Source organism: Sulfurovum sp. UBA12169 (assembly GCA_002742845.1).
GTDB lineage: Bacteria > Campylobacterota > Campylobacteria > Campylobacterales > Sulfurovaceae > Sulfurovum.
The window spans coordinates 316169-341322 of the sequence record DLUH01000005.1; the positions used below are offsets into that span (position 1 = coordinate 316169).

The 25154-nt window shown below is 41.3% G+C and carries 22 protein-coding genes and 3 rRNA genes; 9 read left to right on the forward strand and 16 right to left on the reverse strand.

What is annotated here, in order from left to right; translation table 11 throughout:
* Nucleotides 1–186: 186 nt before the first annotated feature.
* The 4 genes from CFH81_06570 to CFH81_06585 all read right to left on the reverse strand — a co-directional run bounded on the left by CFH81_06570 (nt 187) and on the right by CFH81_06585 (nt 6901).
* The gene (locus CFH81_06570; GenBank protein ID DAB39883.1) at nt 187–1620 is read right to left on the reverse strand and encodes a hypothetical protein; all 1434 of its coding nucleotides are present in this window, start codon (nt 1618–1620) and stop codon (nt 187–189) included.
* A gap of 504 nt (nt 1621–2124) precedes the next feature.
* Nucleotides 2125–2240: ribosomal RNA gene (gene rrf / locus CFH81_06575) — 5S ribosomal RNA — on the reverse strand.
* Between the two features lie 198 nt (nt 2241–2438).
* A 23S ribosomal RNA gene (locus CFH81_06580) occupies nt 2439–5306 on the reverse strand.
* 232 nt (nt 5307–5538) lie between these two features.
* Nucleotides 5539–6901: ribosomal RNA gene (locus tag CFH81_06585) — 16S ribosomal RNA — on the reverse strand.
* Together the 16S, 23S and 5S rRNA genes form the textbook arrangement of a ribosomal RNA operon.
* A 363-nt stretch (nt 6902–7264) precedes the next feature.
* Between CFH81_06585 and CFH81_06590 the strand changes: the two genes are divergently transcribed.
* From CFH81_06590 to CFH81_06600, 3 genes are all read left to right on the forward strand, one after another.
* Nucleotides 7265–7450: a hypothetical protein gene (locus CFH81_06590; GenBank protein ID DAB39884.1), complete on the forward strand. Its 186-nt coding sequence runs from the start codon at nt 7265–7267 to the stop codon at nt 7448–7450.
* Between the two features lie 70 nt (nt 7451–7520).
* Entirely contained in the window at nt 7521–8213 is a 693-nt protein-coding gene (locus CFH81_06595) for a hypothetical protein (GenBank protein ID DAB39885.1), read from the forward strand.
* Nucleotides 8206–8622 (forward strand): thiamine-phosphate pyrophosphorylase, encoded by a 417-nt coding sequence (locus CFH81_06600; GenBank protein ID DAB40446.1) that lies wholly within the window; start codon nt 8206–8208, stop codon nt 8620–8622. Before CFH81_06595 ends, CFH81_06600 begins: the two co-directional genes overlap by 8 nt.
* Here CFH81_06600 and CFH81_06605 read toward each other — a convergent pair.
* Complete coding sequence (locus CFH81_06605) at nt 8600–9328, reverse strand: methyltransferase (protein DAB40447.1); 729 nt, start codon at nt 9326–9328, stop codon at nt 8600–8602. The two genes, CFH81_06600 and CFH81_06605, sit on opposite strands and share 23 nt — an antisense overlap.
* A gap of 132 nt (nt 9329–9460) precedes the next feature.
* Here CFH81_06605 and CFH81_06610 point away from each other — a divergent pair, with 132 nt between their 5' ends.
* The 3 genes from CFH81_06610 to CFH81_06620 all read left to right on the forward strand — a co-directional run bounded on the left by CFH81_06610 (nt 9461) and on the right by CFH81_06620 (nt 11184).
* Nucleotides 9461–9802, forward strand: a complete 342-nt coding sequence (locus CFH81_06610; GenBank protein DAB39886.1) for a preprotein translocase subunit SecG — start codon at nt 9461–9463, stop codon at nt 9800–9802.
* Nucleotides 9803–10007: 205 nt separating this feature from the next.
* Nucleotides 10008–10568 carry a ribosome recycling factor gene (locus tag CFH81_06615; protein DAB39887.1) on the forward strand — a complete coding sequence of 187 codons (561 nt, stop codon included), beginning with the start codon at nt 10008–10010 and terminating at the stop codon, nt 10566–10568.
* 10 nt (nt 10569–10578) lie between these two features.
* Nucleotides 10579–11184 (forward strand): orotate phosphoribosyltransferase, encoded by a 606-nt coding sequence (locus CFH81_06620; protein ID DAB39888.1) that lies wholly within the window; start codon nt 10579–10581, stop codon nt 11182–11184.
* A gap of 2 nt (nt 11185–11186) precedes the next feature.
* Here CFH81_06620 and CFH81_06625 read toward each other — a convergent pair whose 3' ends face one another.
* The 9 genes from CFH81_06625 to CFH81_06665 form a co-directional block, all read right to left on the reverse strand.
* Complete coding sequence (locus tag CFH81_06625) at nt 11187–13535, reverse strand: hypothetical protein (GenBank protein ID DAB39889.1); 2349 nt, start codon at nt 13533–13535, stop codon at nt 11187–11189.
* Between the two features lie 68 nt (nt 13536–13603).
* Nucleotides 13604–14200 carry a prepilin-type cleavage/methylation domain-containing protein gene (locus tag CFH81_06630; GenBank protein DAB39890.1) on the reverse strand — a complete coding sequence of 199 codons (597 nt, stop codon included), beginning with the start codon at nt 14198–14200 and terminating at the stop codon, nt 13604–13606.
* A gap of 1 nt (nt 14201) precedes the next feature.
* Entirely contained in the window at nt 14202–15713 is a 1512-nt protein-coding gene (locus tag CFH81_06635) for a general secretion pathway protein GspE (protein DAB39891.1), read from the reverse strand.
* 2 nt (nt 15714–15715) lie between these two features.
* Entirely contained in the window at nt 15716–17710 is a 1995-nt protein-coding gene (gene gspD, locus CFH81_06640; protein ID DAB39892.1) for a type II secretion system protein GspD, read from the reverse strand.
* Nucleotides 17697–18545 (reverse strand): hypothetical protein, encoded by an 849-nt coding sequence (locus tag CFH81_06645; GenBank protein DAB39893.1) that lies wholly within the window; start codon nt 18543–18545, stop codon nt 17697–17699. The genes gspD and CFH81_06645 overlap by 14 nt, the downstream gene beginning before the upstream one ends.
* A complete protein-coding gene (locus CFH81_06650) occupies nt 18529–19044 on the reverse strand; it encodes a hypothetical protein (protein DAB39894.1) in 516 nt (171 codons plus the stop codon). Before CFH81_06650 ends, CFH81_06645 begins: the two co-directional genes overlap by 17 nt.
* Nucleotides 19032–19433 carry a hypothetical protein gene (locus tag CFH81_06655; protein ID DAB39895.1) on the reverse strand — a complete coding sequence of 134 codons (402 nt, stop codon included), beginning with the start codon at nt 19431–19433 and terminating at the stop codon, nt 19032–19034. Before CFH81_06655 ends, CFH81_06650 begins: the two co-directional genes overlap by 13 nt.
* Nucleotides 19430–20362 (reverse strand): hypothetical protein, encoded by a 933-nt coding sequence (locus CFH81_06660; protein ID DAB39896.1) that lies wholly within the window; start codon nt 20360–20362, stop codon nt 19430–19432. Before CFH81_06660 ends, CFH81_06655 begins: the two co-directional genes overlap by 4 nt.
* Nucleotides 20343–21248: a hypothetical protein gene (locus CFH81_06665; protein DAB39897.1), complete on the reverse strand. Its 906-nt coding sequence runs from the start codon at nt 21246–21248 to the stop codon at nt 20343–20345. Before CFH81_06665 ends, CFH81_06660 begins: the two co-directional genes overlap by 20 nt.
* Nucleotides 21249–21310: 62 nt before the next feature.
* On the opposite strand from CFH81_06665, the gene gspG reads away from it, so the two are divergent.
* From gspG to CFH81_06680, 3 genes are read left to right on the forward strand one after another with little or no spacing between them, the layout of a single operon-like run.
* Nucleotides 21311–21745 (forward strand): type II secretion system protein GspG, encoded by a 435-nt coding sequence (gene gspG / locus CFH81_06670; protein ID DAB39898.1) that lies wholly within the window; start codon nt 21311–21313, stop codon nt 21743–21745.
* Nucleotides 21746–21753: 8 nt separating this feature from the next.
* Complete coding sequence (locus CFH81_06675) at nt 21754–22296, forward strand: prepilin-type cleavage/methylation domain-containing protein (protein DAB39899.1); 543 nt, start codon at nt 21754–21756, stop codon at nt 22294–22296.
* Nucleotides 22293–22700 (forward strand): hypothetical protein, encoded by a 408-nt coding sequence (locus CFH81_06680; protein DAB39900.1) that lies wholly within the window; start codon nt 22293–22295, stop codon nt 22698–22700. The genes CFH81_06675 and CFH81_06680 overlap by 4 nt, the downstream gene beginning before the upstream one ends.
* Here the strand turns inward: CFH81_06680 and CFH81_06685 are convergent.
* The gene (locus CFH81_06685; protein ID DAB39901.1) at nt 22697–23170 is read right to left on the reverse strand and encodes a hypothetical protein; all 474 of its coding nucleotides are present in this window, start codon (nt 23168–23170) and stop codon (nt 22697–22699) included. The genes CFH81_06680 and CFH81_06685 overlap by 4 nt on opposite strands.
* A 48-nt stretch (nt 23171–23218) precedes the next feature.
* Complete coding sequence (locus CFH81_06690) at nt 23219–25069, reverse strand: hypothetical protein (protein DAB39902.1); 1851 nt, start codon at nt 25067–25069, stop codon at nt 23219–23221.
* Nucleotides 25070–25154: the final 85 nt, after the last annotated feature.

A 25154-nucleotide genomic window follows, 5' to 3' on the forward strand; every position in this document is an offset into this window, starting at 1 on the left:
TATAAAACTTAACTCATAAGAAATTATTATTTTTAATAATTTTATTCTTTGAAGATGTCCGCAAACCGTAGAGACAAATCAAAAATCTAAATAATAATTGAAGTGATTCATCAATTTTAGTCATGCAGGGGAAAGGAGGGCCATGAAGCCTATCAGTAAAAACTGTTAGACTTCAGAAATAAACAATCAATACTGATAATTTACAAAAAATCTTAAATCACTGGCTTCGATATCCACATTTTGCGGAGTAACCCACCCTGCACATCGGATGCTTGGCGTATAGTCATGCTGCGCATACGTGTATCTGATCTGAGAAGCCAGATTTTCTGAGCCAAACAGGTTGAAGTTCCAGTACGCCTCCAGTGCATCACCTCTTACGGCCACTTTCGAGCCGATAGCCGTATCTTCTGCCCATGTCATAGGCGTCCAGTATTTAGAGCCGTGGTTGAACTCAAACCCGAATCTTCCATCCTCAGTGATCATATCCGGTATAGTAAAGCCTAACCAGTACGAATAGCCTGTTTCGTCATCTGTACTTCCAAGCAACTGATGACCGTTATCGGGCATATATTGGGTAGCTGCCAATGAAATAAACGCCGTTGTCTCATCCAAGAAGTCGTTGATACCATTACCCACACCGTCTGCCTGCAATGACAAGGCGGAAAGGTTTGCCGTACCGGCCCCCACGGCTTTAGCTAATGTATCTAAATTTTGACCTTTAGTGTCGAAAATGGTTGCATTCTCAAACATTAAATTGTACTGCCCGTCATTATAAAGCGAACCGAGCACCACAAAAAAGTCAACGTTTTCATTGACATCACCGCCTTCTTGTGCATAAGGCTCATAGATACCCGTACTGTCAAATAGAGTCTCTATGCCGCCCGAATGTGCTCTTCCATAGACAAATTTCACAAATGATCCCGGCAATACATACTCATCCAAATCCAGCTTTAGCATCGCACCATCCACTTCCATGTTGGTAATATGTGCTAGCGGAGATCCAGGCTCTGTCATGTTTTCTCTATGATTGGCCAAAAAGCCGTCTGTCGACTGTCTGCGGCCAATGCTGAATGCGTAAGGCAATCCATCTTCTCCAAAGGTATCCGACCAAACAAAATAGGCTTGTCTAATTCTAAACAGCGTATCGTCCGCTCTGGATGAGCCAACCCACGTTTTAAGCGCAGCATCATCAGCATGCAATTCCCCGCCCCAGATGCCATACATAGCAAGCTGGCCGCTAAACATCAACTTATCTGTAGGTGCAGCTTTCATATTCAAATACAATCTGCTGGTCAGCAAACCATCATTAGATGCGCTCGTGCCGGACAAATCCTCTCCATTGGCTTCATAACTATTGTAATCATAGTTGATAAAGTCTACGCTGTTTCTAAAGTCCATACTCCATTTGATGTTGTCAAACGCATCGTGTGCTTTGACTTCATTGAGTGTACTTTTGGTTTTGGTGAGTGTAGTGTTGGTTTTGGTCAGCTCTTTTTTGATTTCAGCCATTTGCTCTTCTAGTATTTTTAGCTTGGCCTCAAGCTCCGCATTTGTTGAGGCAACAGCTCCGCTTGTTGCCAAAAATGATGTCGTTACCAACGACAAAATAATTCTTTTCATTTGTATCCCTTATAATAAAAATAAGTAGGATTATATTAAAAATAAATTAAAATGAAGAAAATACATTAAATGCAGAAGCAATAAAGATTAGAAAAATAAAAAGATGTCCCGAAAATATACACTCTCTAAAAGGCAACCTCCTCGCAGCAGAAAAAAACAAGGAAGGATTACAATTTGGACAAGGAGTAAAACTCCGAAGAAATCGCCTTTTCTAATGACAGTATAACAAGTGAGAGTAAATCAATGATTAACTGACGGATAATTAAAAGTAAAAGCGTGAGGCGTGAGGCAATCCATAAGCTGTAAACCGCATTTGCTGACTTTAAATTCGTTTTATACTTTGTGCAAGCAAAGAAGAAAAGGAACGGATGAAATTAGAAATTAGAAGCGAGGAATTAAAAATTAAAAGTTGTTGATTTTTGGCTGTAAATTGCCAATAACAAATCTCTAATAATTAAACAATGATAAAAATGGATGGATTTAAAAAGAAAGAATATAAACTCAATGTGGCAGCGACCTACATTCCCACAGACGTAGCCTGCAGTATTATCGGCGATGGGAGGCTTAACTTCCAGGTTCGGAATGGAGCTGGGTGTGACCCTCCCTCTAGCCCCACCACAAAGAGAAGTAAGAACACCGTGATGTGCTTACTTCTCTTTGATTGAGTTTAGAGAAACTTCGTATTGTTAAGAGTCCAATTTCAACTAACAGTTAGCAACTAGCAGTGAGCAGTTAATAAATGTAGTCTCGTAATGTTTGTTACAATTTAATGTGCTTATTAAGCTTTGCACTTAATAAGGTAGTACCTTATTGTGAATAAAATAAAAACAGACGATCTATTAGTACTGGTCAGCTAAATGACTTTCATCACTTACACACCCAGCCTATCAACGCAGTAGTCTTCTGCGGATCTTCAGGGATGATTCATCTTGGAGTTGGCTTCCCGCTTAGATGCTTTCAGCGGTTATCACATCCGAACATAGCTACCCAGCGATGCCCTTGGCAGGACAACTGGTACACCAGTGGTTCGTTCAACCCGGTCCTCTCGTACTAGGGTCAACTCTCCTCAATCATCCAACGCCCACGGCAGATAGGGACCGAACTGTCTCACGACGTTCTGAACCCAGCTCGCGTACCGCTTTAAATGGCGAACAGCCATACCCTTGGGACCTGCTTCAGCCCCAGGATGCGATGAGCCGACATCGAGGTGCCAAACCTCCCCGTCGATGTGAGCTCTTGGGGGAGATCAGCCTGTTATCCCCGGCGTACCTTTTATCCTTTGAGCGATGGCCCTTCCACACAGAACCACCGGATCACTATGACCGACTTTCGTCTCTGCTCGACATGTACGTCTCGCAGTTAAGCTGGCTTGTACCATTATACTCTACGAACGATTTCCAACCGTTCTGAGCCAACCTTTGTAAGCCTCCGTTACTTTTTAGGAGGCGACCGCCCCAGTCAAACTACCCACCAGACATTGTCCTCCGCCAGGATAACTGGCGCAAGTTAGCAATCAGAATAGATAAGGGTGGTATCTCAAGGATGGCTCCGCTACAGCTGGCGCCGTAGCATCAAAGCCTCCCACCTATCCTGCACAAATATATCCCAATTGCAGTGTCAAGCTATAGTAAAGGTGCACGGGGTCTTTCCGTCTTGCCGCGGGTAGGAGGAATTTTCACCTCCACTACAATTTCACTGGATCCATTGTTGAGACAGCTCCCATCTCGTTACGCCATTCATGCAGGTCGGTATTTAACCGACAAGGAATTTCGCTACCTTAGGACCGTTATAGTTACGGCCGCCGTTTACTTGGGCTTCGATCAAGAGCTTCGCTTGCGCTAACCCCATCAATTAACCTTCAAGCACCGGGCAGGCGTCACACCATATACATCCTCTTACGAGTTAGCATAGTGCTGTGTTTTTGATAAACAGTCGGGAGGGACTCTTTGTTGCAACCTTTTCAGCTTTTGAGAGTAAATCTCTATACCGAATTAGGCACACCTTATTCCGAAGTTACGGTGCTAGTTTGCAGAGTTCCTTAACAATGGTTCTTCCACGCGCCTTAGAATACTCATCTCACCCACCTGTGTCGGTTTACGGTACGGGCAACTATTAATATACTTAGAGGCTTTTCTTGGCACGACGGTATCAACGATTCTGCATCTACTCCGAAGAGCGTCAACAGCCTGTCAGGTCTCGAAAAAGGCCGGCGGATTTTCCTATCCGGCTTATCTACACCCTTCGAGCCACACTTCCATCAGTGACCTCGTTTAACCCTATGCGTCCCCCCATCGCGCTTAATAGTTGGTATTGGAATATTAACCAATTTTCCATCGCCTACCCCTTTCGGACTCAGCTTAGGACCCGACTAACCCTACAGTGACGAGCATCGTGTAGGAAACCTTGGGTTTACGGCGAACGGGATTCTCACCCGTTTTCTCGTTACTCATGCCTGCATGCTCACTTCTAGCCGCTCCACCACTCCTTACCGGTATGGCTTCAATGCTGACTAGAACGCTCTCCTACCACTCACACACCAGTGTGAATCTACGACTTCGGTGTCTATTTTAGCCCCGTTATATTTTCGGCGCAGAATCGCTAGACCAGTGAGCTGTTACGCTTTCTTTAAAGGATGGCTGCTTCTAAGCCAACCTCCTGGTTGTCTAAGCAACTCCACATCCTTTTCCACTTAAATAGAACTTTGGGACCTTAGTCGGTAGTCTGGGCTGTTTCCCTTTCGACCTAGGATTTTATCACCCTATGCCTGACTGCCATGAATTCATATGAGGTATTCGGAGTTTGACTGGGTTTGGTACCTTGGTATAGGCCCTAGCCCAATCAGTGCTCTACCCCCCCATACTTCGAACATGACGCTATACCTAAATATATTTCGGAGAGAACCAGCTATCACTAAGTTTGATTGGCCTTTCACCCCTATCCACAGGTCATCAGAGCACGTTTAAAGGTGCACCTGTTCGGTCCTCCACTAGCTCTTACACCAGCTTCAACCTGCCCATGGATAGATCACTTAGTTTCGGGTCTGCAGCAACTAACTATTCGCCCTATTAAGACTCGCTTTCGCTACGGCTTCGAGTTTTCTTAACCTCGCTAGTCACCACAACTCGCAGGCTCATTATGCAAAAGGCAGTCCATCACCCTGATAAATCATAGGGCTCTGAATGATTGTAGGCAGATGGTTTCAGGTTCTATTTCACTCCGCTTGCCGCGGTTCTTTTCACCTTTCCCTCACGGTACTGGTTCACTATCGATCCTGGAGTAGTATTTAGCCTTGGAAGGTGGTCCTCCCATATTCAGTCAGGGTTTCTCGTGTCCCGACCTACTCGAATAGTCCATGGTTAGTTTTCGTATACGGGACTATCACCCTCTACGGTCAAGCTTTCCAGCTTATTCTACTAACACCCCACAGAGTTTAGGGCTAATCCCATTTCGCTCGCCGCTACTTTGGGAATCTCGGTTGATTTCTTTTCCTGTAGGTACTGAGATGTTTCACTTCCCTACGTTCGCTCCCCTAAGGGTGACATGCATCACTACATGCCGGGTTGCCCCATTCGGAAACCCGGGGATCAAAGCTTCTTGGCAGCTCCCCCCGGCTTATCGCAGCCTAGTACGTCCTTCATCGCCTCTCCTGGTCTAGGCATCCACCATCTGCCCTTAGATTAATTTATTTAATTCTAAGGTACTACCTTATTAAATGCAAATAAGCGTTTAATAATGTGTTCTTTTGAGTATCTTATTTCTAAGATTTCTTTGAGTTTGCACATGAAAGATATTATCCGCATTGCTGCAGTTAATATGTTTTTCTGTTAAATTGTAATTTGTTTAAAATAATGAATTGCTTCATTGTTTTGCAACATTACGTTAGACTCTTAACAATAATAAGTTAAATAACTTTTAGNNGGGAACGTATTCACCGTAGCATAGCTGATCTACGATTACTAGTGATTCCAGCTTCATATAGTCGAGTTGCAGACTACAATCCGAACTGAGAGTAGGTTTATAGATTTGCTCCACCTCGCGGTATTGCGTCTCATTGTCCTACCCATTGTAGCACGTGTGTTGCCCTGGCCGTAAGGGCCATGATGACTTGACGTCGTCCTCACCTTCCTCCTCCTTGCGAAGGCAGTCTTCTTAGAGTCCTCGGCCGAACCGTTAGTAACTAAGAACGAGGGTTGCGCTCGTTGCGGGACTTAACCCAACATCTCACGACACGAGCTGACGACAGCCGTGCAGCACCTGTTTTCAAGTTCCCCGAAAGGCACTCCACTATCTCTAGCGGATTCTATCAATGTCAAGGCCAGGTAAGGTTCTTCGCGTATCTTCGAATTAAACCACATGCTCCACCACTTGTGCGGGTCCCCGTCTATTCCTTTGAGTTTTAATCTTGCGACCGTACTCCCCAGGCGGAATGTTTAATGTGTTAACTGCATCACCGAATAGACTAGCTATCCGACGACTAACATTCATCGTTTAGGGCGTGGACTACCAGGGTATCTAATCCTGTTTGCTCCCCACGCTTTCGCGCCTCAGCGTCAGTACTGTTCCAGAAGATCGCCTTCGCTTTTGGTATTCCTAGTGATCTCTACGGATTTTACCCCTACACCACTAATTCCATCTTCCCCTCCCAGACTCTAGCTAAGTAGTTTTGGATGCAGTTCTATGGTTGAGCCATAGGATTTCACATCCAACTTACAAAGCCGCCTGCGCGCGCTTTACGCCCAGTGATTCCGAGTAACGCTTGCACCCTCCGTATTACCGCGGCTGCTGGCACGGAGTTAGCCGGTGCTTATTCATATGGTACCGTCATTATCTTCCCATATAAAAGGAGTTTACGCACCGAAATGTGTCATCCTCCACGCGGCGTTGCTACATCAGAGTTTCCTCCATTGTGTAATATTCCCCACTGCTGCCTCCCGTAGGAGTCTGGACCGTGTCTCAGTTCCAGTGTGACTGATCATCCTCTCAGACCAGTTAGGCGTCATTGCCTTGGTGAGCCATTACCTCACCAACTAGCTGATACCATATAGCCTGATCCCTTGGCGAAAAAACATTTCCCTTATACCATTAAGGTATAAGGAGTATGAGGTATTAGCAGTCATTTCTAACTGTTATCCCTCTCCAAGGGGCACATTAGCTATACATTACTCACCCGTCCGCCACTTAGACTGCATCTAGCAAGCTAGACCGTTTCTCGTTCGACTTGCATGTGTTAAGCACGCCGCCAGCGTTCACTCTGAGCCAGGATCAAACTCTCCATTAAAAATGAAATGGTTTGAACCATTGTCAAAGAATCACTTAATTGTTTCTAATTAAGTTTAATCTTTATCCGGTTTTTATCTAAACCGGTAAAATCAAAACTCAAAATAGACGTTGATTTGTTTACTTATATTTGGTTGTCAAAGATCATTCACTCTCACTCTCTTAACCCACTCGGTCAAGGTCTCTGTGTTTGTGGACGCGTATTATAGCACCGGATAAGATTCTTGTCAAGGGTTTTTTGGAAATTGTTTGGAAATTTTTTTGTTTTTTTTGTTTACTTACATTATATAATATATAATTTATATATACTTTTCTTATTTTAAGTTATTTTCATATAGTATTGTCATAATGTCTATAAAGGATTTTAATGAAAGCAATCATTCTCTTGTCTTGTATTTTCTTTTTTGGATGCTCCCATTATGGCCCCAAAATCGATAATGTTGCTAGCAATAATGAAGCAACAATGGAAGAAAAGATTCAAGCAAATATATCTGAAGCACAAAAAGCAAAAGAAGAGTATAAAATTCTTAGAAAAAAGCGCGATCAGGGATGATCGCTTTGCATATTAACCTTAGATTAATCTAGCTTCACTATACTAGCAAAAATTATAATAAAGGATTACAATGGCTTTATATAACAGGAATTATACTCATGTAACGACAGAGTCTGGCTACGTTCGAGAAAGCGCTTCTGTTGATTTCATAAAAAAAACATATCAACTTTTGGCCGCCAGCATGATCGCAGCCGCCGCCGGCGCTTATGCGACAATGCCTTACGCTGAAACTATTATGCAATACAAATGGTTCATTTTTGGATTTGAACTTTTGATGCTTTTTTTTGGATTAGGAATGACTAGAAACAAGCCGGGTCTGAATTTAGCTGCACTTTTTATCTTTACTTTTGCTACCGGTGTTTCATTGGTGCCTCTACTGGCTTTCTTAATAGGAGCAGGCAATGGCGCGGTAATAGGTAACGCTTTTTTGATGACTTCTGTTCTTTTTGGCGCGCTCAGTCTTTTTGCCATCAACAGCAAAACGGACTTTTCTAGCTGGGGAAAACCTCTTTTTATCACTTTAATTGTTGTTATTATTGCATCGCTTATCAATATGTTTATTCTAAACAGTCCGGTTATGCATCTTGTCATTAGTGCAGGCGTTCTTCTTTTGTTTGGCATTTTTACCATTTATGATACGCAAAATATTGCCAACGGAGCGTATGATTCGCCTGTAGATGCTGCGGTATCGCTTTATTTGGATTTTTTGAATATGTTTACTGCTCTACTCCAAATTTTTGGTATTTTTGGTAATGATGAGTAATGAAGAATGCACAAACAAGCTTGAGCGTCTCATAGATGCCAATCTTAATCGTCTCAAGGAAGGCATACGTGTTATCGAGGATATCAATAGATATATCTATGATAACGCCTCCCTTGCTTCTTCGCTAAAATCACTTCGGCATAAATTTCAATCTGCTTATGATCAAGATCGTTTACGACACAGAGATATAGAAAATGACATACAAAAAGAGAGTGTTTCGAGCGAACTTGTACGCCACAACATCAATGATTTAACAATAGCAAACTTCTCAAGAGCAGAAGAATCAGCAAGAGTACTTGAGGAGAGCTTTAAGCTTGTAGACCCTTTGCATTCTAAACTTTTTAAAGAAATCCGTTATGCGCTTTACGCACTTGAAAAAGAGTTCTTTATGCAAAATAACGCGAAGTAGCATCAACAAAAAGCACTTCAAACTCTAAATAGTCTAGAGGATAGTTTTTTATTAAGTTTTTTACTTGCTTGTATGTTAATTTTTTTTCTCCGCCGCTTACTCCGCTTTTTTTAATATAATTTAACATTTCGTAAACAGATTCAAAGTGCAATCTATAGGCATGTGTTTCATATATTGCATAATAGTATTTGTCAACACTTTGCTTTAGTTGATCTTCTGTGTAAATGGGAGAATGAATTTTTGCGGTCCGATGTAAAGTTTTAAATGTGGAGGAGGTAAAGATTGCAAAATATGCTTTTTTTGCTTTTTTAGAAACCCAAGAAAAGGTAAAATCCAAATCTTGACTCCACTGCAATGCCGAAGAAGATATGAGCAGTGCTTCTTCTTGCCCGTCAAAGGACGCATAGGCTTCAGCGGAATTAAAATCTGTAGAAATTTTTTCCACTGCAATGCCGGAAGGATGTATCGCAAGCATCTCCTTTGATAAATCCAAAGCAATAAAATGATCAAAAAATATATGATTTTTTTGTATATTTTTATAGATTTCACCGCTTCCACAACCAATATCAATAATAGCAGGATATTTTTTTGCGCGAAGATGCTTCACCAACTGTTTGGCGACCTCGGATTGAATAATATTATGCCTATCATACTCTTTGGCAAATCGAGAAAATTCTTTAATGACTTTTGATTTATTTTTTTGCATTGTATGCACTCTTCTCACCACTTTCATCAAACTTCATTGCTGCTTCAAGCTTTTTTGGGTATAATCGCCGATATTATACCCAAATTATTTTGGGCTATTGAATAATGCAAAAACAGTCAAAAAGAGGAATAAATGACATCAACACTTTTAGTTGCACAGATTATATTGGCAATTGGTATTACTATTATCGTATTGTTACAGAAAAGTTCAAGCATAGGACTAGGTGCATATAGCGGCAGCAATGAATCCGTATTTGGAGCGAAAGGACCTACAGGATTTCTTGCTAAACTCACCTTCGTTCTCGCTTTTCTTTTTATCATAAATACACTTGCTCTTGGGTATCTCTATACAAGTGCTAACACCAGTTCTGTTGCAGACACCATTGTGCCCGAGAACAACGCGGCTATTCCTTCTTCTCCGGCGAATTCAACTCCGACAGCACCTGCTGTCCCTGCTGCTCCAGAAAACAACTAAAACTTTAGCTCTGGCGCAAGAAAAAATCTTGCCAACAGAGCCAAAGCTATCCCTGCACAAATCTCATCTTGTATGAAGTACATAAAGGGTAAAATTTCTTTTAAAGTTATACGAAAACTTTCTTGGGCACATTCGCAATAAAACTTTTAAGAATGCAAAGATGTGGATTTATCCGTAGCGTATAAGAATTTATTTATAGGAGACAATTATGCTAAACGAAATTTTCAATCATACAAAAGAGAATATGGAAAAAAGTATCGACGCGCTCAGAAGAGACTTCACCACTCTTAGAACAGGAAAAGTAACCACCTCAATTGTAGATCACATCAAAGTGGATTATTATGGCACGCCAACTGCTTTAACTCAAGTTGGAAACGTAATCGCAACAGATGCTACCACCATCACTATCACCCCGTGGGAAAAAAATCTTGTAAATAAGATTGAAAAAGCCATTCAAGAGGCCAATATCGGTGTAAATCCGAATAATGACGGAAGTGTCATTAAACTCTTTTTTCCTCCAATGACAATAGAACAAAGACAAAATATTGTAAAACAAGCCAAAGCAATGAGCGAAAAAGCCAAGGTAGCAATAAGAAATATCAGAAAAGAGAGCAATGACCAGGTAAAAAAACTTGAAAAAGAAAAGGTTGCAGGCGAAGATGAGATAAAAAAAGGTCTTGATGAAATACAAAAAATTACTGATGGATATATCATAAAAGTAGATGAAGCTCTTAGAATAAAAGAAGCTGATATCTTAAAAATATAAGAGAGCCTGCATGAATATTGAACAGATATATAAAGATGCGGGTGCTCTTTTAGAAGGACATTTTGTCCTCTCAAGCGGCAACCATTCCAACCGATACCTACAAAGTGCGAAAGTTCTAGAAGATACCAAAAGGGCTGCTTTACTTGCTAAAGCTTTAGCCGAACAAATCAGAAAGTCAGGCATTCAAATAGAAACGGTTTGTGCACCCGCACTTGGCGGTGTGCTCGCCGGATATGAGTTGGCGCGCGCTTTAGAAGTCAGAAGTATTTTTGTTGAACGGAAAGACGGGCAAATGGAGCTTCGCCGAGGTTTTGAAGTGCGAAAAGGAGAAAAAGTACTCATTTGCGAAGATATCATTACAACCGGTGGCTCCGCCATGGAGGCTGCAAAAATCATAGAAACACTTGGCGCAGAAGTGGTTGGCTTTGCCGCATTAGCCAATAGGGGCTTTTGTCAAAGAGAGGGCACGAAAAATTTATCCAAACCAGAATGCAAACTCTCTCAAGAATTACCATTTTTTGCCTTGGCTGATTTTGAGTTTGAAATGTATACACCAGAAGAGTGTCCTCTTTGCAAACAAGGAAGCAAAGCAATCAAGCCTGGCAGCAGAAGCTAGTTTTAGCTTCTTCCCTCTTGGCTTATATTTCTCCATACTATCGCACATAATTCTATATCTATATCTGTCTTGCGCGGTTTTAGCGGCACGACTTCAATCCTGCACTGATCAATATGGTACTTTTCGTTAAGCACATCCGCTTTATCTTCAAATTCGCTTTCTAGCGCATCTATCTCTTCTTTTATCAATTCTGCGCGTTCATGGGCCGAATTCATCTCTCCTCTCTCTTTGAGTATTTTACTTCCCTTGCTTACCGCACGGCCAATTTTTGTTGAACTTGAACGGCCAAAGAGTGCGCCCAGCACAGCAATACCGGCTTCTATCATCGAGCCGGTAGAGTCAGAGGATTCCTTTTCAATACGTTCATTTGCCCTAAAAAGTTTCTCTTGTAGCACTTTTTCTTTGCCTGCATAGTGTATTTTGAGTTTTTCTATCTCTGCTTCTTTTTGTGCCTGCAAACTATCTTGTACCCGAACGAGAAAATCTGATTTTGATTCATCAGCTTTGGATTCCAACTTCAGCGCGGCGCACCGATAGAGCTCTAAATTTTGCTCCCTGTAGAGCACCTCTTTGAGTTCGCGCATGGCCTGTTTTAGGCCTTTATCTTTTAAGATAATATCGGGCAGTGATGCAAATTTTGCTCCGCTTGGCGGTATATGCGGAAATTTTTCAAAATGGCTTTCATCATTGGCATCACTCCAAACAAGTCGCTGCTGAGCAACATTTAGAGGCAACGACAAATGCAATACTCTTTCCTGATCTATGCCTCGTGCTTGTTGAACAAAATGTACTTTTGCTATGGCACCAAGCGTTGGATGGTAATAATGGGTTTGCAAAATATCCGGCTCGTAAAACTGAGGTATCGATGGATCGATATTTTGATAGTTTGCAAATACTGTATCTTTTGCAGTAGCGAATGGTAAATGATCTACGCTCAAGGGGATTTGTTGTTTTTGCACCTCCATGACTCTGGAAATTTCTTCTCTACTAAGAGGTCCCTTAAGGTAACTCATCACCCAGCGCGTCTCAAAGAGCCTAATATCGTCCAAATGGGCACTTTTAAGAAAAAATGTTCTTTTTGGCAAATTGGCCAAAAGCTGCCTAATTGCATCTTTATTGAAACTGGAGCCTACCTTGCCGCCAAGTCCGTCAATGACTCTGTCTATATCTTGAGTCGTTTGCAATCTCCCCACAAACCATGTGCCTATATTTGAGAGCCCCTTATAGTCCAAGTCTACAGGGTTTTGTGTACTCAGTACTACACCTATACCAAATGCCCTTGCTTGTTTAAGCAAAAGAAGCATCGGTTCTTTACTCGGCGGATTTTTTGTGGGCGGGAAAAAGCCAAATATTTCATCCATATAGAGCAATGTTTTAAGTGTCGATGTGCCGCTTTGTCTACGCATCCATGCAATATACTTATTTAGCAATAAAGTTACAAAAAACATACGCTCGTTGTCGTTCAGGTGGGAAATTGAAAAAATAGCTATTTTTGCTTTACCGTTTTCATCATAAAGCAGTTTTTGAATATCCATACTGTCGCCCTGAAGCCATACAGAGAAACCCGGAGAAGCAAGCAGTGCATTAAATTTTGTTGCCAGTTTAAAGCGCTCTGGTTGCGGATAAAAATCATCCAGGGGAAGGATGCCTATCTTCCTGAAAGATGGGTTGATGATTTTTGTTATCATTCCCTCAATAGACAAACTTTCTTCTGCCATCCACTCCTGTGAAATGATTTGTGCCAAAAGAATGTACTCTTTAGACTCCATAGGGTCAGCCTCTATTCCAATCAAAGAGAGTAAACTGGTTGTTGTACTTTTCAGATATGATGCGAACGTATCGGCCTCCTCCATAATCTGAGAAGGCGGCGCGTCCATGGTTCCCATGACATTGATACACACACCGGCTGTACTTCCAGGGGTGTAAATTGTTTTTTTAATATTTTGAAATTTTTGAACGCGCTCTACAGGCTGTCCCCAGCTTTCTATGCCTTCTTTCCATTCATTGGCTGTCTTTTGCGCATATTCCAAAGGGTCTGCTTCTTTGGATTTTGCTTCATCTGCTGTCCACATTTTAAAATTTTGTACAGAAAATTCAGAATCGGTCAAACACAGGTTGCCCATATCTCCTTTAGGATCGATAATGATCGAAGGTATATTGTCCATCGCGGCTTCTTCAATAAGACCGACCCCCAAGCCTGTTTTTCCTGAACCCGTCATTCCTATAATTGCTGCGTGTGTAGTAAAATCTTTGTTCTTAAGAAGCGTTAAGACATCCGTTGCCTTCATCAACGTTTTGTCAACATCTTTACCCAGATAAAATAAACCTAATTTTTCATATATTGCCTGCACGCATTACTCCTTCTGGTGATAACAAATTATTGTAACTAATTTTAAAAAGGAGTGTGCTTATCTTTTGATTATTTTACCTCAGAATTTGATAAATCCGACGGGGATGATTCAGGAGCCTGTTCTTGTTCCTGCACTTGCGCAGTCTGTTTTTTTTGCTCTGACTCAGATACGCCTTGCACCATAAAAGTTATAGGATCCTTGTCTTTCTCCTCTATCAAAACCAATACTTTACTTTTGTCTTTACTGCGGTATACATCAAACAATTCGACATGCGGTATCACCACATCAATCTCCACATTGTCTTCAGAGTCCAAGGGCAGATCATAGCCGTTGCCTTCCACCCGCAACAGAGCATGTTGTTCTTTTGAGACAACCCAGCATACTTTTGCTACAGGAAGCGCATAAATGGAATTTTTAGTATTTTCAATGCAAAGCCTGAAAAATTCATCTTTTTTTATATCCAATTTTCCGTCTGAATTTAAAATATCCAAATAAAGCACCTCGGTCACCTTCGCTGCTTTTTTTGCTTTTTCCAAAGACTCGAAAAGGTGATGATTGGATTGGCGCAGCATCTCCACCCCGCTGTATAGCGCAGGAAGCATAATGCCCAGCAACGCTATGGCAATAAGCACCTCCAACAAGGTAAAGGCTTTTTTTAGAGGCATCCTAGCCGTCCATCAATCCGACACGCACAGCTTCTTCATAGCTTGTTTTACCCGCCACAAGCATCTCTTTGAGTTTATCTGAAATGGTTTGCATGCCGCGTTTTTTCATTGCTTCTCGTATTTGGTGGTCATTGAATCCGTCTTTCATCATCTCTCGCACCTGCTCATCAATAATGAAAAGTTCTCCTATGGCTTGTCTTCCTTTGTAACCTGTAAAATCGCACGCCTTGCATCCTGAAGCATAAAAATACATACCCTCCGGGGGCACATCAATCTCTTTTGCAACATCAAGAGGCAGCGGTCCTTCTTGCTTACAGTGCGCGCACAGTTTTCTGGTCAATCGCTGAGCCAGTACTCCCAAAAGTGTCGAAGAAATAAGAAAATTTTCTATACCCATGTCCATAAGACGGCTCAACGAAGAAGTGGAGTCATTGGTGTGCAATGTAGAAAGCAGCAAGTGGCCCGTCAATGCCGAACGCAATGCAATATCCGCGGTTTCGCTATCTCTGATCTCTCCAACCATGATAATATCAGGATCTTGCCGCAAAATAGATCTGAGTCCCGCCGCAAACGTCAATCCCACTTTAGAATTTACCTGAATTTGACTGATGTTGTTCGCATTGTATTCCACGGGATCTTCTACGGTAATAATATTTTTATCGGGCGTAGCAATGTGCTGCAAGCAGGCGTGCAGTGTCGTTGATTTTCCGCTTCCGGTTGGTCCCGTGACAAGAATCATCCCATGTGCATGATTGAGCAGCTTATAGAGTTCCTTGGTAATATTCTCTGCAAAACCCAAATCTTTTAATGTGGGGATATGTTCACTTTGGCTCAATATCCTCATTACCACTCTCTCACCGTAATAGGTTGGCAATATGGATACCCTTACATCTATGCTTTTTCCGGAGATACTTAACTGTGTTCGCCCGTCTTGCGGCACACGTTTCTCTGAAATATCAAGGTTTGAAATAACCTTAATTCTGTTGATAACCAGATTAACGATCTGCTTTTCAAGATCAAGATGTTTTTTAAGTGCGCCGTCAATACGAAAACGTACTTCGCCTTTGCGTTCTGCACTTTCAATGTGAATATCACTCGATCCTTTTTGGATAGCCTGAAAAAAAAGCGAGTTAACCAGTTTGATAATAGGCGCAGACTCTTCACTTGAGAGCAAATCCTGTGAATTACGTATAAATTCCAAAAGATCTGATTCGATCTCTATCAGTTCTTCTGACGTTGTACTCATCGCCTCAAAATCAGAGCCAGTTTGAATTTCTAAAAATTTATTTTTTAATCTCTCAAAGCTCTCTTCATCAACCTGCACAACAGGATACTCCAAAGAGAGCTTTGAGAGATAATTAAGAGCTTGGGGCAACGTCGGCTCCTCTACGATACACATTTTTTTGCCGTCGACTATACTGAAAAGCAATGAGTGCTTCACTGCAAGCTTATGATTGATCTCTTCTTCCCAGAGAGGATCAAGATTGACATCCTGCAGACGAGAAAACTGCATTTTTACTTTCCTTCTTCCAATATACTGAGATTGCTTTTGGGAGCAGTGTTGACTCTTTGGCTTGCAGATGCTTCGTTAGACACACTGGTTGCATATCCGCTTTTTTTCTCCAAACCTTGTCTTACGATCGTATTATATCTTTCCTGCACACCCTCAAGCTCTGTCAGCGCCTCTCTGAGATACTGCAGATCTCCGCTTTTTCTTACGATATAAGGGGTAAGGTAGATCACCACATTGGTTTGTGTTTGACCTTCTCCCCTGGAGACAAACAGTTTTCCCAAAAGGGGAATGTCTCCAAGCAGCGGTACCTTGGTGAGCGTATCTCCTCCACCGTTCTTCATCATTCCGCCCAAGATGATTGTTTCCCCGTTGTCAACAATGGCATTGGTGGTTACTTTTCGTTTGGTCGTTGTCGGCCTGTCTGCGGCTGCACTTGATCCGGGCAATATGTCCTCTACTTCTGCTTCCACTTCGAGCGTTACCTGGTTATTGCTGGAGAGCCTCGGTTTCACTTTGAGCGTAATGCCGATATCTTCTCTTGAATAGCTGTTGATGATGTTGCCCTGTGTCTGTGTTGACTGCTGAGCCTGCGTCAGGATAGACTGAGTCTGCCCCACCTCAATAGTAGCCTCTTTATTATTGGTGCACAACACAGAGGGTTCGCTGAGGATATGCGCTGCGCCGTTTTGTTTCAACAGATCCAGCTGCGCTCCCAATGCAAACACCTGCTTAATCCCTTCGTCGAATTGAAATGGTCTCTCATTTGTTGTCACCACATTATCGCCGACAATAGTTGATGTTTGATTATTCAAAAATCCTAAAAGCGTTTGCGACACCTGCAACGAAGAAGCTCCTGTATTGGCAGCGGCTGAGAAGAGTCCCTGAGAGGTGATCTTGCCGCCTTCAAATCCGTATTTGAGTCCTATCTGTTCAGCAAGCTCAGTATTGATCTCCACTATGCGGGCTTTAACATAAACTTGCACCTTGGGAATGTCGATCGCTTGCACGGTGGCTCTGATATTTTTGAACTGCTCGGCTGTGGCAAGGACGATCAAGGTGTTTCTTTCAATGTCTGAAACTACCATCGCTTTTTGAGGGGGTTGTGCCCCTTTTACCGGCTCTTTGATGGTTTCATCATTCATTTGCGCAATCAATTTGCTTAAAATGCTCTCCATCTCTTCTACGTTTGAGTTCTTTAAGGGGATGACGTACATCTGCTGGGTGGTGCTTTCCCCTTTAGTATCAAGCTGCTTGATATATTTGATCATCCTGTTGTTGTTGTCTGTTTTTCCCACAAGGATGATCGAGTTGGTCGCATCATCTTTAAATATATCAACCTGTTCGCTTTCTATCGTTTGAGGGAAAAGCTTCTTTGACATATTTTGAACGTTAGGAAAAACATCTTTGACGCCGGAGTTGTTCAGTTTGACCACCACCGATCTTTTTTCTCCTTTTTGTTCGATAGCATTGATAACTTTGCTTGCCGAACGTAACACCCTGGGTGTTTCGGTGATCGCCAATACATTATTTTCTTTGAAGGCGATCACTTTGGCACTTTTACTCAAAAGGGGCTGGATTTTGGCGCGAACAACGGCAGAATCGGAATTTTTAAGCGGAAACATTACCGTCCTCATTGTATCGCCTTCGACACTGCTGCTCACAGGCACCCCCTGACCTGCAGCATCATTGCTTTTGACAACTTTATAGTACTCGCCCTGATCAATCAAGGTTGCGCCTTTGCCTTCAAGAATGGAATTGGCCAAAGATAATAAAGAACTTTTTTTGATAGGTGTGGTTGAAACAAAATTGATCATTCCCTTAGGTTCCTCTTCTATCAAAATATTTTTTTGGGTAATTTTTGACACCATCTCTATAAAATCTTTAACACTGAGATTGCGAAAATTAACATCAATGGTCTCTTCTTCTGCCCAAAGACCCGCTGACAACAAAAACAACAGAATAAATATGCCTGATTTTCCCGATTTAATTAATTTCATATTCCAGCTCCATTTCTTTCTCATCTCTTTCTATTACCAAGGTAAGGTTGTTGATATCTTCAATGTTCTTATACAGATCAAACGCAGCATTATAGCTGTTTAACTCTTGTCCGTTAACGGCTTTAATCACATCCCCTTTTTGGACACCCAATTTTTCAAAATGGCTTCCTTTGCGTACAAAAGTTATCTTGAATCCTTGGAGCATATTTCCTTTTTTCATCTCAACAATACCTATATTTTTATAAATATCGTCTATATTTTTTACATAATGGCCCACAAGAGATTTGTCTACGATTTTATAATCTCCCCCATCCACCACGTCTCCTTTTGGTTCGGCCGATGCTTGCCTTCCCGCAGAAGCAGCATCCAAAGAGGAGCTGATTTCGCCAATGCTGTTTTGTGCGCTTTTGCTTTTTAGCAAAGGTACCTGATAAGTTTTGCCGGCTTTGCTAAATATTGCAAAATCATTGCCCGCTCCCTCCAAGATAAAACCGTTGATTGCATCTCCCCTGGTGAGCACTTTGCTTTTATTTTGATATACGACCGTCACCACGGTGGCATCCGACGCGTTGTAGATCCCCAAAAGCTGTATATCGCTGATTGTATCCTGCGGTTTGGCGGAGGAGGGTTTATTTTGAGTTTCCGCAAGCGTTTCACCGGGTGCTAGCTTTACCCTGTAGTACAGCGGCTTAGGATTCTCTTTTTGACTCTGCTCAAGCCCGCCTGAAGGAAGCCATGCCAGCGTAACGGCAAACCATGCCAGCTTAATACCAAGCAAAAGCGCCATCATCACAACAGCCTGTCTAAAAATTTTAGGCTTAAAAAGATGTTTCATAGTACCATCCTTTTTCATTTTGGCGAAGCCGCGATTGTATCGCTTGGATATTTTTAGCCCCGATCAGATCAATGTGCAGCTTGCGTTCCTTAAGATTTACCTCTCCTTCTACGGCACCAAAATCACAATTTGCATCCAAAGAGACCCCAAAGAGAGAAAGCAAAGCATGCTTGAGCGTCAAAACCTCTATATGCCCGGGAGCTGTCTCCCTCAAAGACTTATCGAGTACAACATTTTGGATTTTTATCTCCGAAGAAAAAAGCAAAGTGAACAGTTTTATTTTCTCAATGGTTGCAATGTTGATACCCTTGACGGAAACGGTCGGATGATGAACATCCAGCGAAAACAATCCCTCTTTTATGGTTTCGCCGTTAATACGAATATCTTTTTTTGCAAGCATCTCCTCTAGTTTGTAGTATAGTTCTTTTTTGGGCATAAACACCGTTGCGCCAAACCAAATCAGTGCCACTCCCAGAAATATTTTCTTTACCATTTGCATCTAAGCTCCACACGATACACCGAGTCGGATTTATTGATCGATAACATTTCTATCTCTACGGCAAGGTTTGAAATCTTAGTAACAAGTTTATTGAGTTCTACTGCGGTTAAATTATCATAGCCGGCAGTAAGTTTCTTTCCTGTTTTGCTCCATTTTACTTTGGATTGAGGAATCACTGTTTGCAGCTGATCTATTTTTGAGGCGATAGTTTTATCGTCCCATATTTTTTGAAAGGCCACGATCTCTCTAAATTCATCAACGGAACGTTTTAAGCTGCTTATCTCCTCTGTCTGCCTAGAAAATTGCTGATGTTTGTAAAAATATGCTCCGCACATCATGCAAAACGCTATCACGACAATGAGTTCATTTTGGTATTTCTTCATACTTATAGAGCCCCCTCTATGTCCACATCGGTACTTTTCGCGGCCACAGATGCATTGAACTGCTCTTTTTTTGCCAATTCCTGCAATTGTTTTACGGCTTTGTCATCCTTGCAAACAAACCGTGCTTTAAAGCTTTTCTCGTTTATTTGCAAAGAAGAAAGTGCCGCCCCCCGAAAGATCATCGCCGAAAGTGTTTTGATGGTTTCTCTTTTTTTTCTCTCTTTACTATCAATGGCTTTATATTTTGCGGCAATACTTTCTCTGGCGTACTTGCTTTGTAATGACGGATGCGCCGCGAGCAATCCTTCTATCTCTTGACGCTGTTGTTGTGAGGCTTGAGCGTACCGTATCCCCTCAACAAGATACATCGCTGCGAAAGTCATGAAAATACCGGCCATGACAATCGCCTGGGACAAACTCAAAATCGATCCATACGCATTGTGCAGCGCCACGCCTCTGGAGAAGGCAAAATCTAAATCCGGCATGCCTGCCAAAGGCGCATCCCTTAATGCCGCTGCAGGAACGACGACGGCAGTATGGTCGATTACCCCAAGAATTTCTTTCTCTCCAAGTGATACCGGAGTATGAAGCATATCAAGCGCTTGCTGGGCAAAGTAAAGCTTGGAAACTTTCTCAGGCCTTATGTCTTTTGTGCTCAAAAAATCCATAATTTTATTGATATCGTAGGCGATAAATACCCATGCGTCTTTTTCTTTAAAAACAAAATATTCATACGCGAAATTCCGGTCAAGCAAGCCTTCAAAAAGTGAAGGAGCTATTTTTTTTGCCTGGTATAAATATTTGATCGGCAATATCTCTTTTTTGAGCGTGTAAAACTGCGGCGTCAACAGAAGATTGACACTTTTTGTCGGCGAGACAGACTTCATGGCCGTATGCACAAGAATCAACTCTTTTTTATTTGCTATCAAATTCAAAATATTTTATCTCTCCATGATTTTGCACAAAGGTAAATCCAAATTTTTTATTTTCATAGGGAAACTGAACTTCGCATCTTGCTTCATCCATATATCCTTTATAGAAAAGTTTTTCATATTTTGCATACTCTCCGCCGTTATTTTGTACAAATGTCTGCAAATTTGTTTCGGCGGCGATCCAATCTTTTTGAACCTGCGTTAAGTCAAAACCGAAAAGCAAAGCAATAAGCTCCGCAGACAAATGGTTGCCGTCAACCTGCTTTAGCTGCGCATCAAAAACAAAAAACTTTTCCCACGCAATATCATTCGCCTCGGCATCATCTGCGTCAAACTGATATCTTGTCAAAATACGCTCAAATTGTTCGCGTGATATAATACCATTTTTTTGAAGAAGCCTGCTTTGCTCTTTTTGAACCCATTTTTTTTGCCCCCCTATCTCCTCAAGAAGCAGTTCCTGCAATCTTGCGGCATCCTTGATGCTATAAGTCTGAACAATCGTATCAAACACGTGCTGTGCGGTCTCATAATGCATTTGCATGGTCTGATTGTTTTCAAGTCCAAGCCAATTAATATTGATACCGTTTGCCAAAGGATCGCACTTGATTGTTACTGAAAATTTACCGTCCGGCGAGTTTAGGGGAACAGGGTAGGCATAAAGCAGTTCCATGACTTCTTTTTTGTTTTTTCCAAGCTTCTTAAATGCATCACGAATGTCTACATAATAGAGATTGGCCTGAATCATTGCTCTTGTCTGTGCGGCATCTGTTCTTGCTTTTTCAAGATAGCCCAAAAGAATACCCACCAGCGCAATCATAACAGACAGTACAGAAAGGGTGATAATAAGCGCAAATCCTTTTCTGGTTCTGCATCGGATCGTTTTATCCATCTAAAAGCTCTATTGAAGTAGAATTTGTTGATTATTATATCCAATCAAACTAAGGATTATTCATGAAAAAAACGAAATATCATTTCAGAAAAGCTTTTACGCTCATTGAGTTACTTATTGTTATCGTTATTTTGGGCGGGCTTGCCGCGGTGGTTGCACCCGGGCTGATGGATGCTGCAGATGAAGCTAAAAGAGATACCGTTTGCCTGAAAATGAATGACTTGAAAAAACGTTTTGACATGTTCAGGCTTGATAACGGTGTTTATCCCGACACCGAAGAGGGCTTTGAAGCACTCCTGAGCAATCCGGACACAGAAAAATATCCCAATTATCGCACACAACCCTACCTTAAAGAACTTCCAAAAGATGCATGGAAAACTCCTTTTATCTATATCAACAAAAGAGATGATATCGAAATCATCAGCTACGGTTCTGACCGAAAAGAGGGAGGAGACGGCGGCAATAAAGATATACTTCTTAGCGAGTGCAACCAATAGATATCTTTATGGCAAAAGATATACAATACCGTCAGGGCTTTACACTTATAGAACTTTTGGTGGTAATTTTGTTGGTTTCTTTGGTCTATTTTTTTGGATTAAGCGGTATAGAAAAAATAAGCGGTAAGCCCCAACCGCTTACTCCATTAAACCTCAAGTCAACACTCTTAAAAAACGATACTGCCTCAAAACGGATGACGTTCATGTGTCTTAACAAATGTCAAACATGCTATCTGAAGCGCCAAACGGACGGCTCTTTTGAGGTGTACGACAATGGTATAGACTTAGCAAACACCAAAGCATATACTCTCAACAGCGGCAATGATCTTGCTGCTGTTGAATATGGGCGCTACCAAGATGACAAAATATGTCTACTGATCGATTTTTATCCCAACGGAAGCAGCACGCAACTGATTTTGCAACAACAAGACAAGGCTTATTTTCTTCCTGCTTTTTTCAAAGAACCCACAGAAACCAAAACGATTGAAGAGGCCAAAGAGATTTGGCTTGAAAACAGCAGGCTTTTATCTGACAATGGGGATTTTTATTGAAACGGCTTCGCTCTGCTTTTACCCTTATAGAAGTTCTTGTGTCGGTTTTGATTATTTCTGTTTCCATTATTTTCGTACTGAAACTTCACAGCGACAATCATCAAGAGGCGGTTTATATCTCAGAAAGAAACAAACTCTCTTTGCAAGACTCGCTCTATTTGACTCCTTTTGTTTTACGGTACCACAAAGATACTAAAGATGCCTATTCGCTTTTACAAAATGATTTTTATATAGAATCATCCAAAAGCAAGGAGATATTGAAAAAAAATAAAAGAGCTATTTTTATTCCTGAATCCAGAGAAACCCTTCCTTCCGAAGAAGAAGAATACGGCTATGCTGCAACTTTTAATCAAATTTTGCTCAAAGATGCCTACTCATCAAGCTATTTTCGATTTAGTTTTTAAACTTTACGCATTTTGATGAAGGCAAAAAAAAGCAACAATCCCAAAATCATCAGCAAAAAATTTCCCAAAAGATCGTGCGCCCAATAAAAATTATCTCTTCCGCCTTCACGCTGAACAAAATATACCACCATTAAAAGTCTCAAAACATTTATGACAGTAAAGGACAAATATCCAATCAGCATCCAAATGATTTTATGCAATATGGTTGAAGGGTAAGCAAGGATTGAAGCAAACAAAAAAAGAATTGGGATCATACCGTTACAGGCCTGTGTAATGACAATCTTATACTGCGGGTTGATCCAAATATCGATGCCTTGAAGCTGTTGCGGCTGCAAAAACCATTTCAAAAGAAAGAGTGTCAACTGTGTTTGTGTCTCATTGAGCATAACAGATATTTCCGTGGTGGGGGCATATAAAAACACAAACAACAATGCTAAAAAAAAGAAATAAAGAGCAACAAATCGATTCATTATCTGCACCCCGATACAAAAAAACCCATTGTGAATTTAAGCAAACTTTTAGCGCAATGCGTTCAATACACGACGGTCTTTTATATGCAGATCCAATTGAGGATGAGGCATCGCAATACCGTTGGCAGTAAGCGTTTCATAGATCAAAATAAGAAGTTCCGATTTTGTAGAAGGCTTTATTCCCTCGATCCAAACAAGAAGATCCAACTCGATAAAACTTTCGCCGACTGCACGCATCCACACCGCCGGCCTTCTTCTTGGTACATCTCTGAGTAATTTAATATTGCTTGCAAGCACTGCTTCTAAGATCAAAGATCTTACTTTTTTAATATTGGTGCCGTAAGGAACCTTAAAGGATATATAGATCCTGCGTATGCGATCTTCAAACGTAAGGTTGATCACCTGCTTATCAATCAGATCACTATTGGGAACGATCATGTCAATATTGTCAATTGTCCTCACTACGGTTGCCCTGAATCCTATATCAATCACTTTTCCCGTTAATGTTTCATTGATACGAACATAATCCCCGATCTTAATATACTTTTCGCTCAGCAAAATCATTCCCGAAATCATACTTGAAACAATACTTCTTAGGGCAAACCCGACCCCGATAGAGAGCGCACCGGCAATTACAGCCAAATTGGCCACGCTTAATCCGATACTGCTCATCGCAACAACAAATGCGATAAAAATAATGAAGGTTGAGCCCATGTTTGCCACAACTTTGATAGAAACAGCCCTCATATCTTTGCGTTTTTTATGCAACTTTGTAAAGAGACTAAAATAAATCTTTGCGACAAAAAATCCTAAAAGCAAAATGGCAAGCATCTTCAATATGCTCAAAAAACTTATGGGTGTTTCATCAAGCACGACAAAGGGGGTGCGAATATAGGAAGAAAAGTTTTCATATGCTGTAAAAAGATTCTCTTTTAGTGTCAAAACATTATAATTGATAGAATCTCCACTGCCTTTCGTTAACTTCTCGAGCTCTATAAGTTTGGCGTCGTAAAGTGCATTTACTCCGGAAAACTGCTTAAGTATCAACCGAAATTCTTTTTCCTGCAAAAGTACGGCTTTAATATTTTTTTGCTGAAAATAATAGAGTCCCGCCAATAATCTTTTGTCCGCAAGTGTCCTGAGGACACCATCACGCTCATTCTCTGTTTTTTTAAATGTGTCTGCAAGTTTTGGAGAAATAGTCTCCTGGGAAAGAAGCTCCCGCTCTTTTGAAAGATTTGCAGCGATAAGTTTTTTGTTAAGGCGCTCTACCTCTTTTTGATTTTTCGCGATAGACACTTCATATGCCTGCAAATCAAACTTTATACGCGGTATGAGCATAGACAAAACTTTATCGCCTTCGGAGACAAACTGCTCATAATTTTTGATAGATATTCCGTCATAACGCTGTTTGAGTTTATAGTAGGCAAACTGAAGCTGATAGAGCCTCAAACTTTGATGCTGTAAATCAGAGATGCCTTCGATACGTTTTTTAAGGTAGGAAAGCTTCTCTTGAATAAACATCTGGTTTGCTTCAAGTTTATTTTTCTCTTCAAGCGCAGAAGCGACAGTATCGAACAATTTTATATATTCGTCATCTTTGATCTGCTCTTTTTCGATCAATGATGTGCTGAACGTTTGAATCGGCGGCTCTTTTACGATTAGTATTCGAAGTTTTTCAAGCAGTGTCTTTTCGCTTCGCAGACGCTCCTTGGATTCATCATCCATTGCCGTATCATAAGAAAGTTTCTCAGCCAACTGGTCATAATACGCAAGTGTATTTTCACCTTCATATAAATTTGTATCTATCTGTACGCCCAGCAATGATAGTGTCAAAAAGACTGCGCCTACGAAAATCTTCACCCTTTTTCTCTCCAAAATAAAATCTTTGCATGCCATGCATTCTATAAACTATATTATGCATTTACATTGTTATCATACCATTTTTTTCAAGCACATAGGAAACCATTTTTTCAAGAAAAGA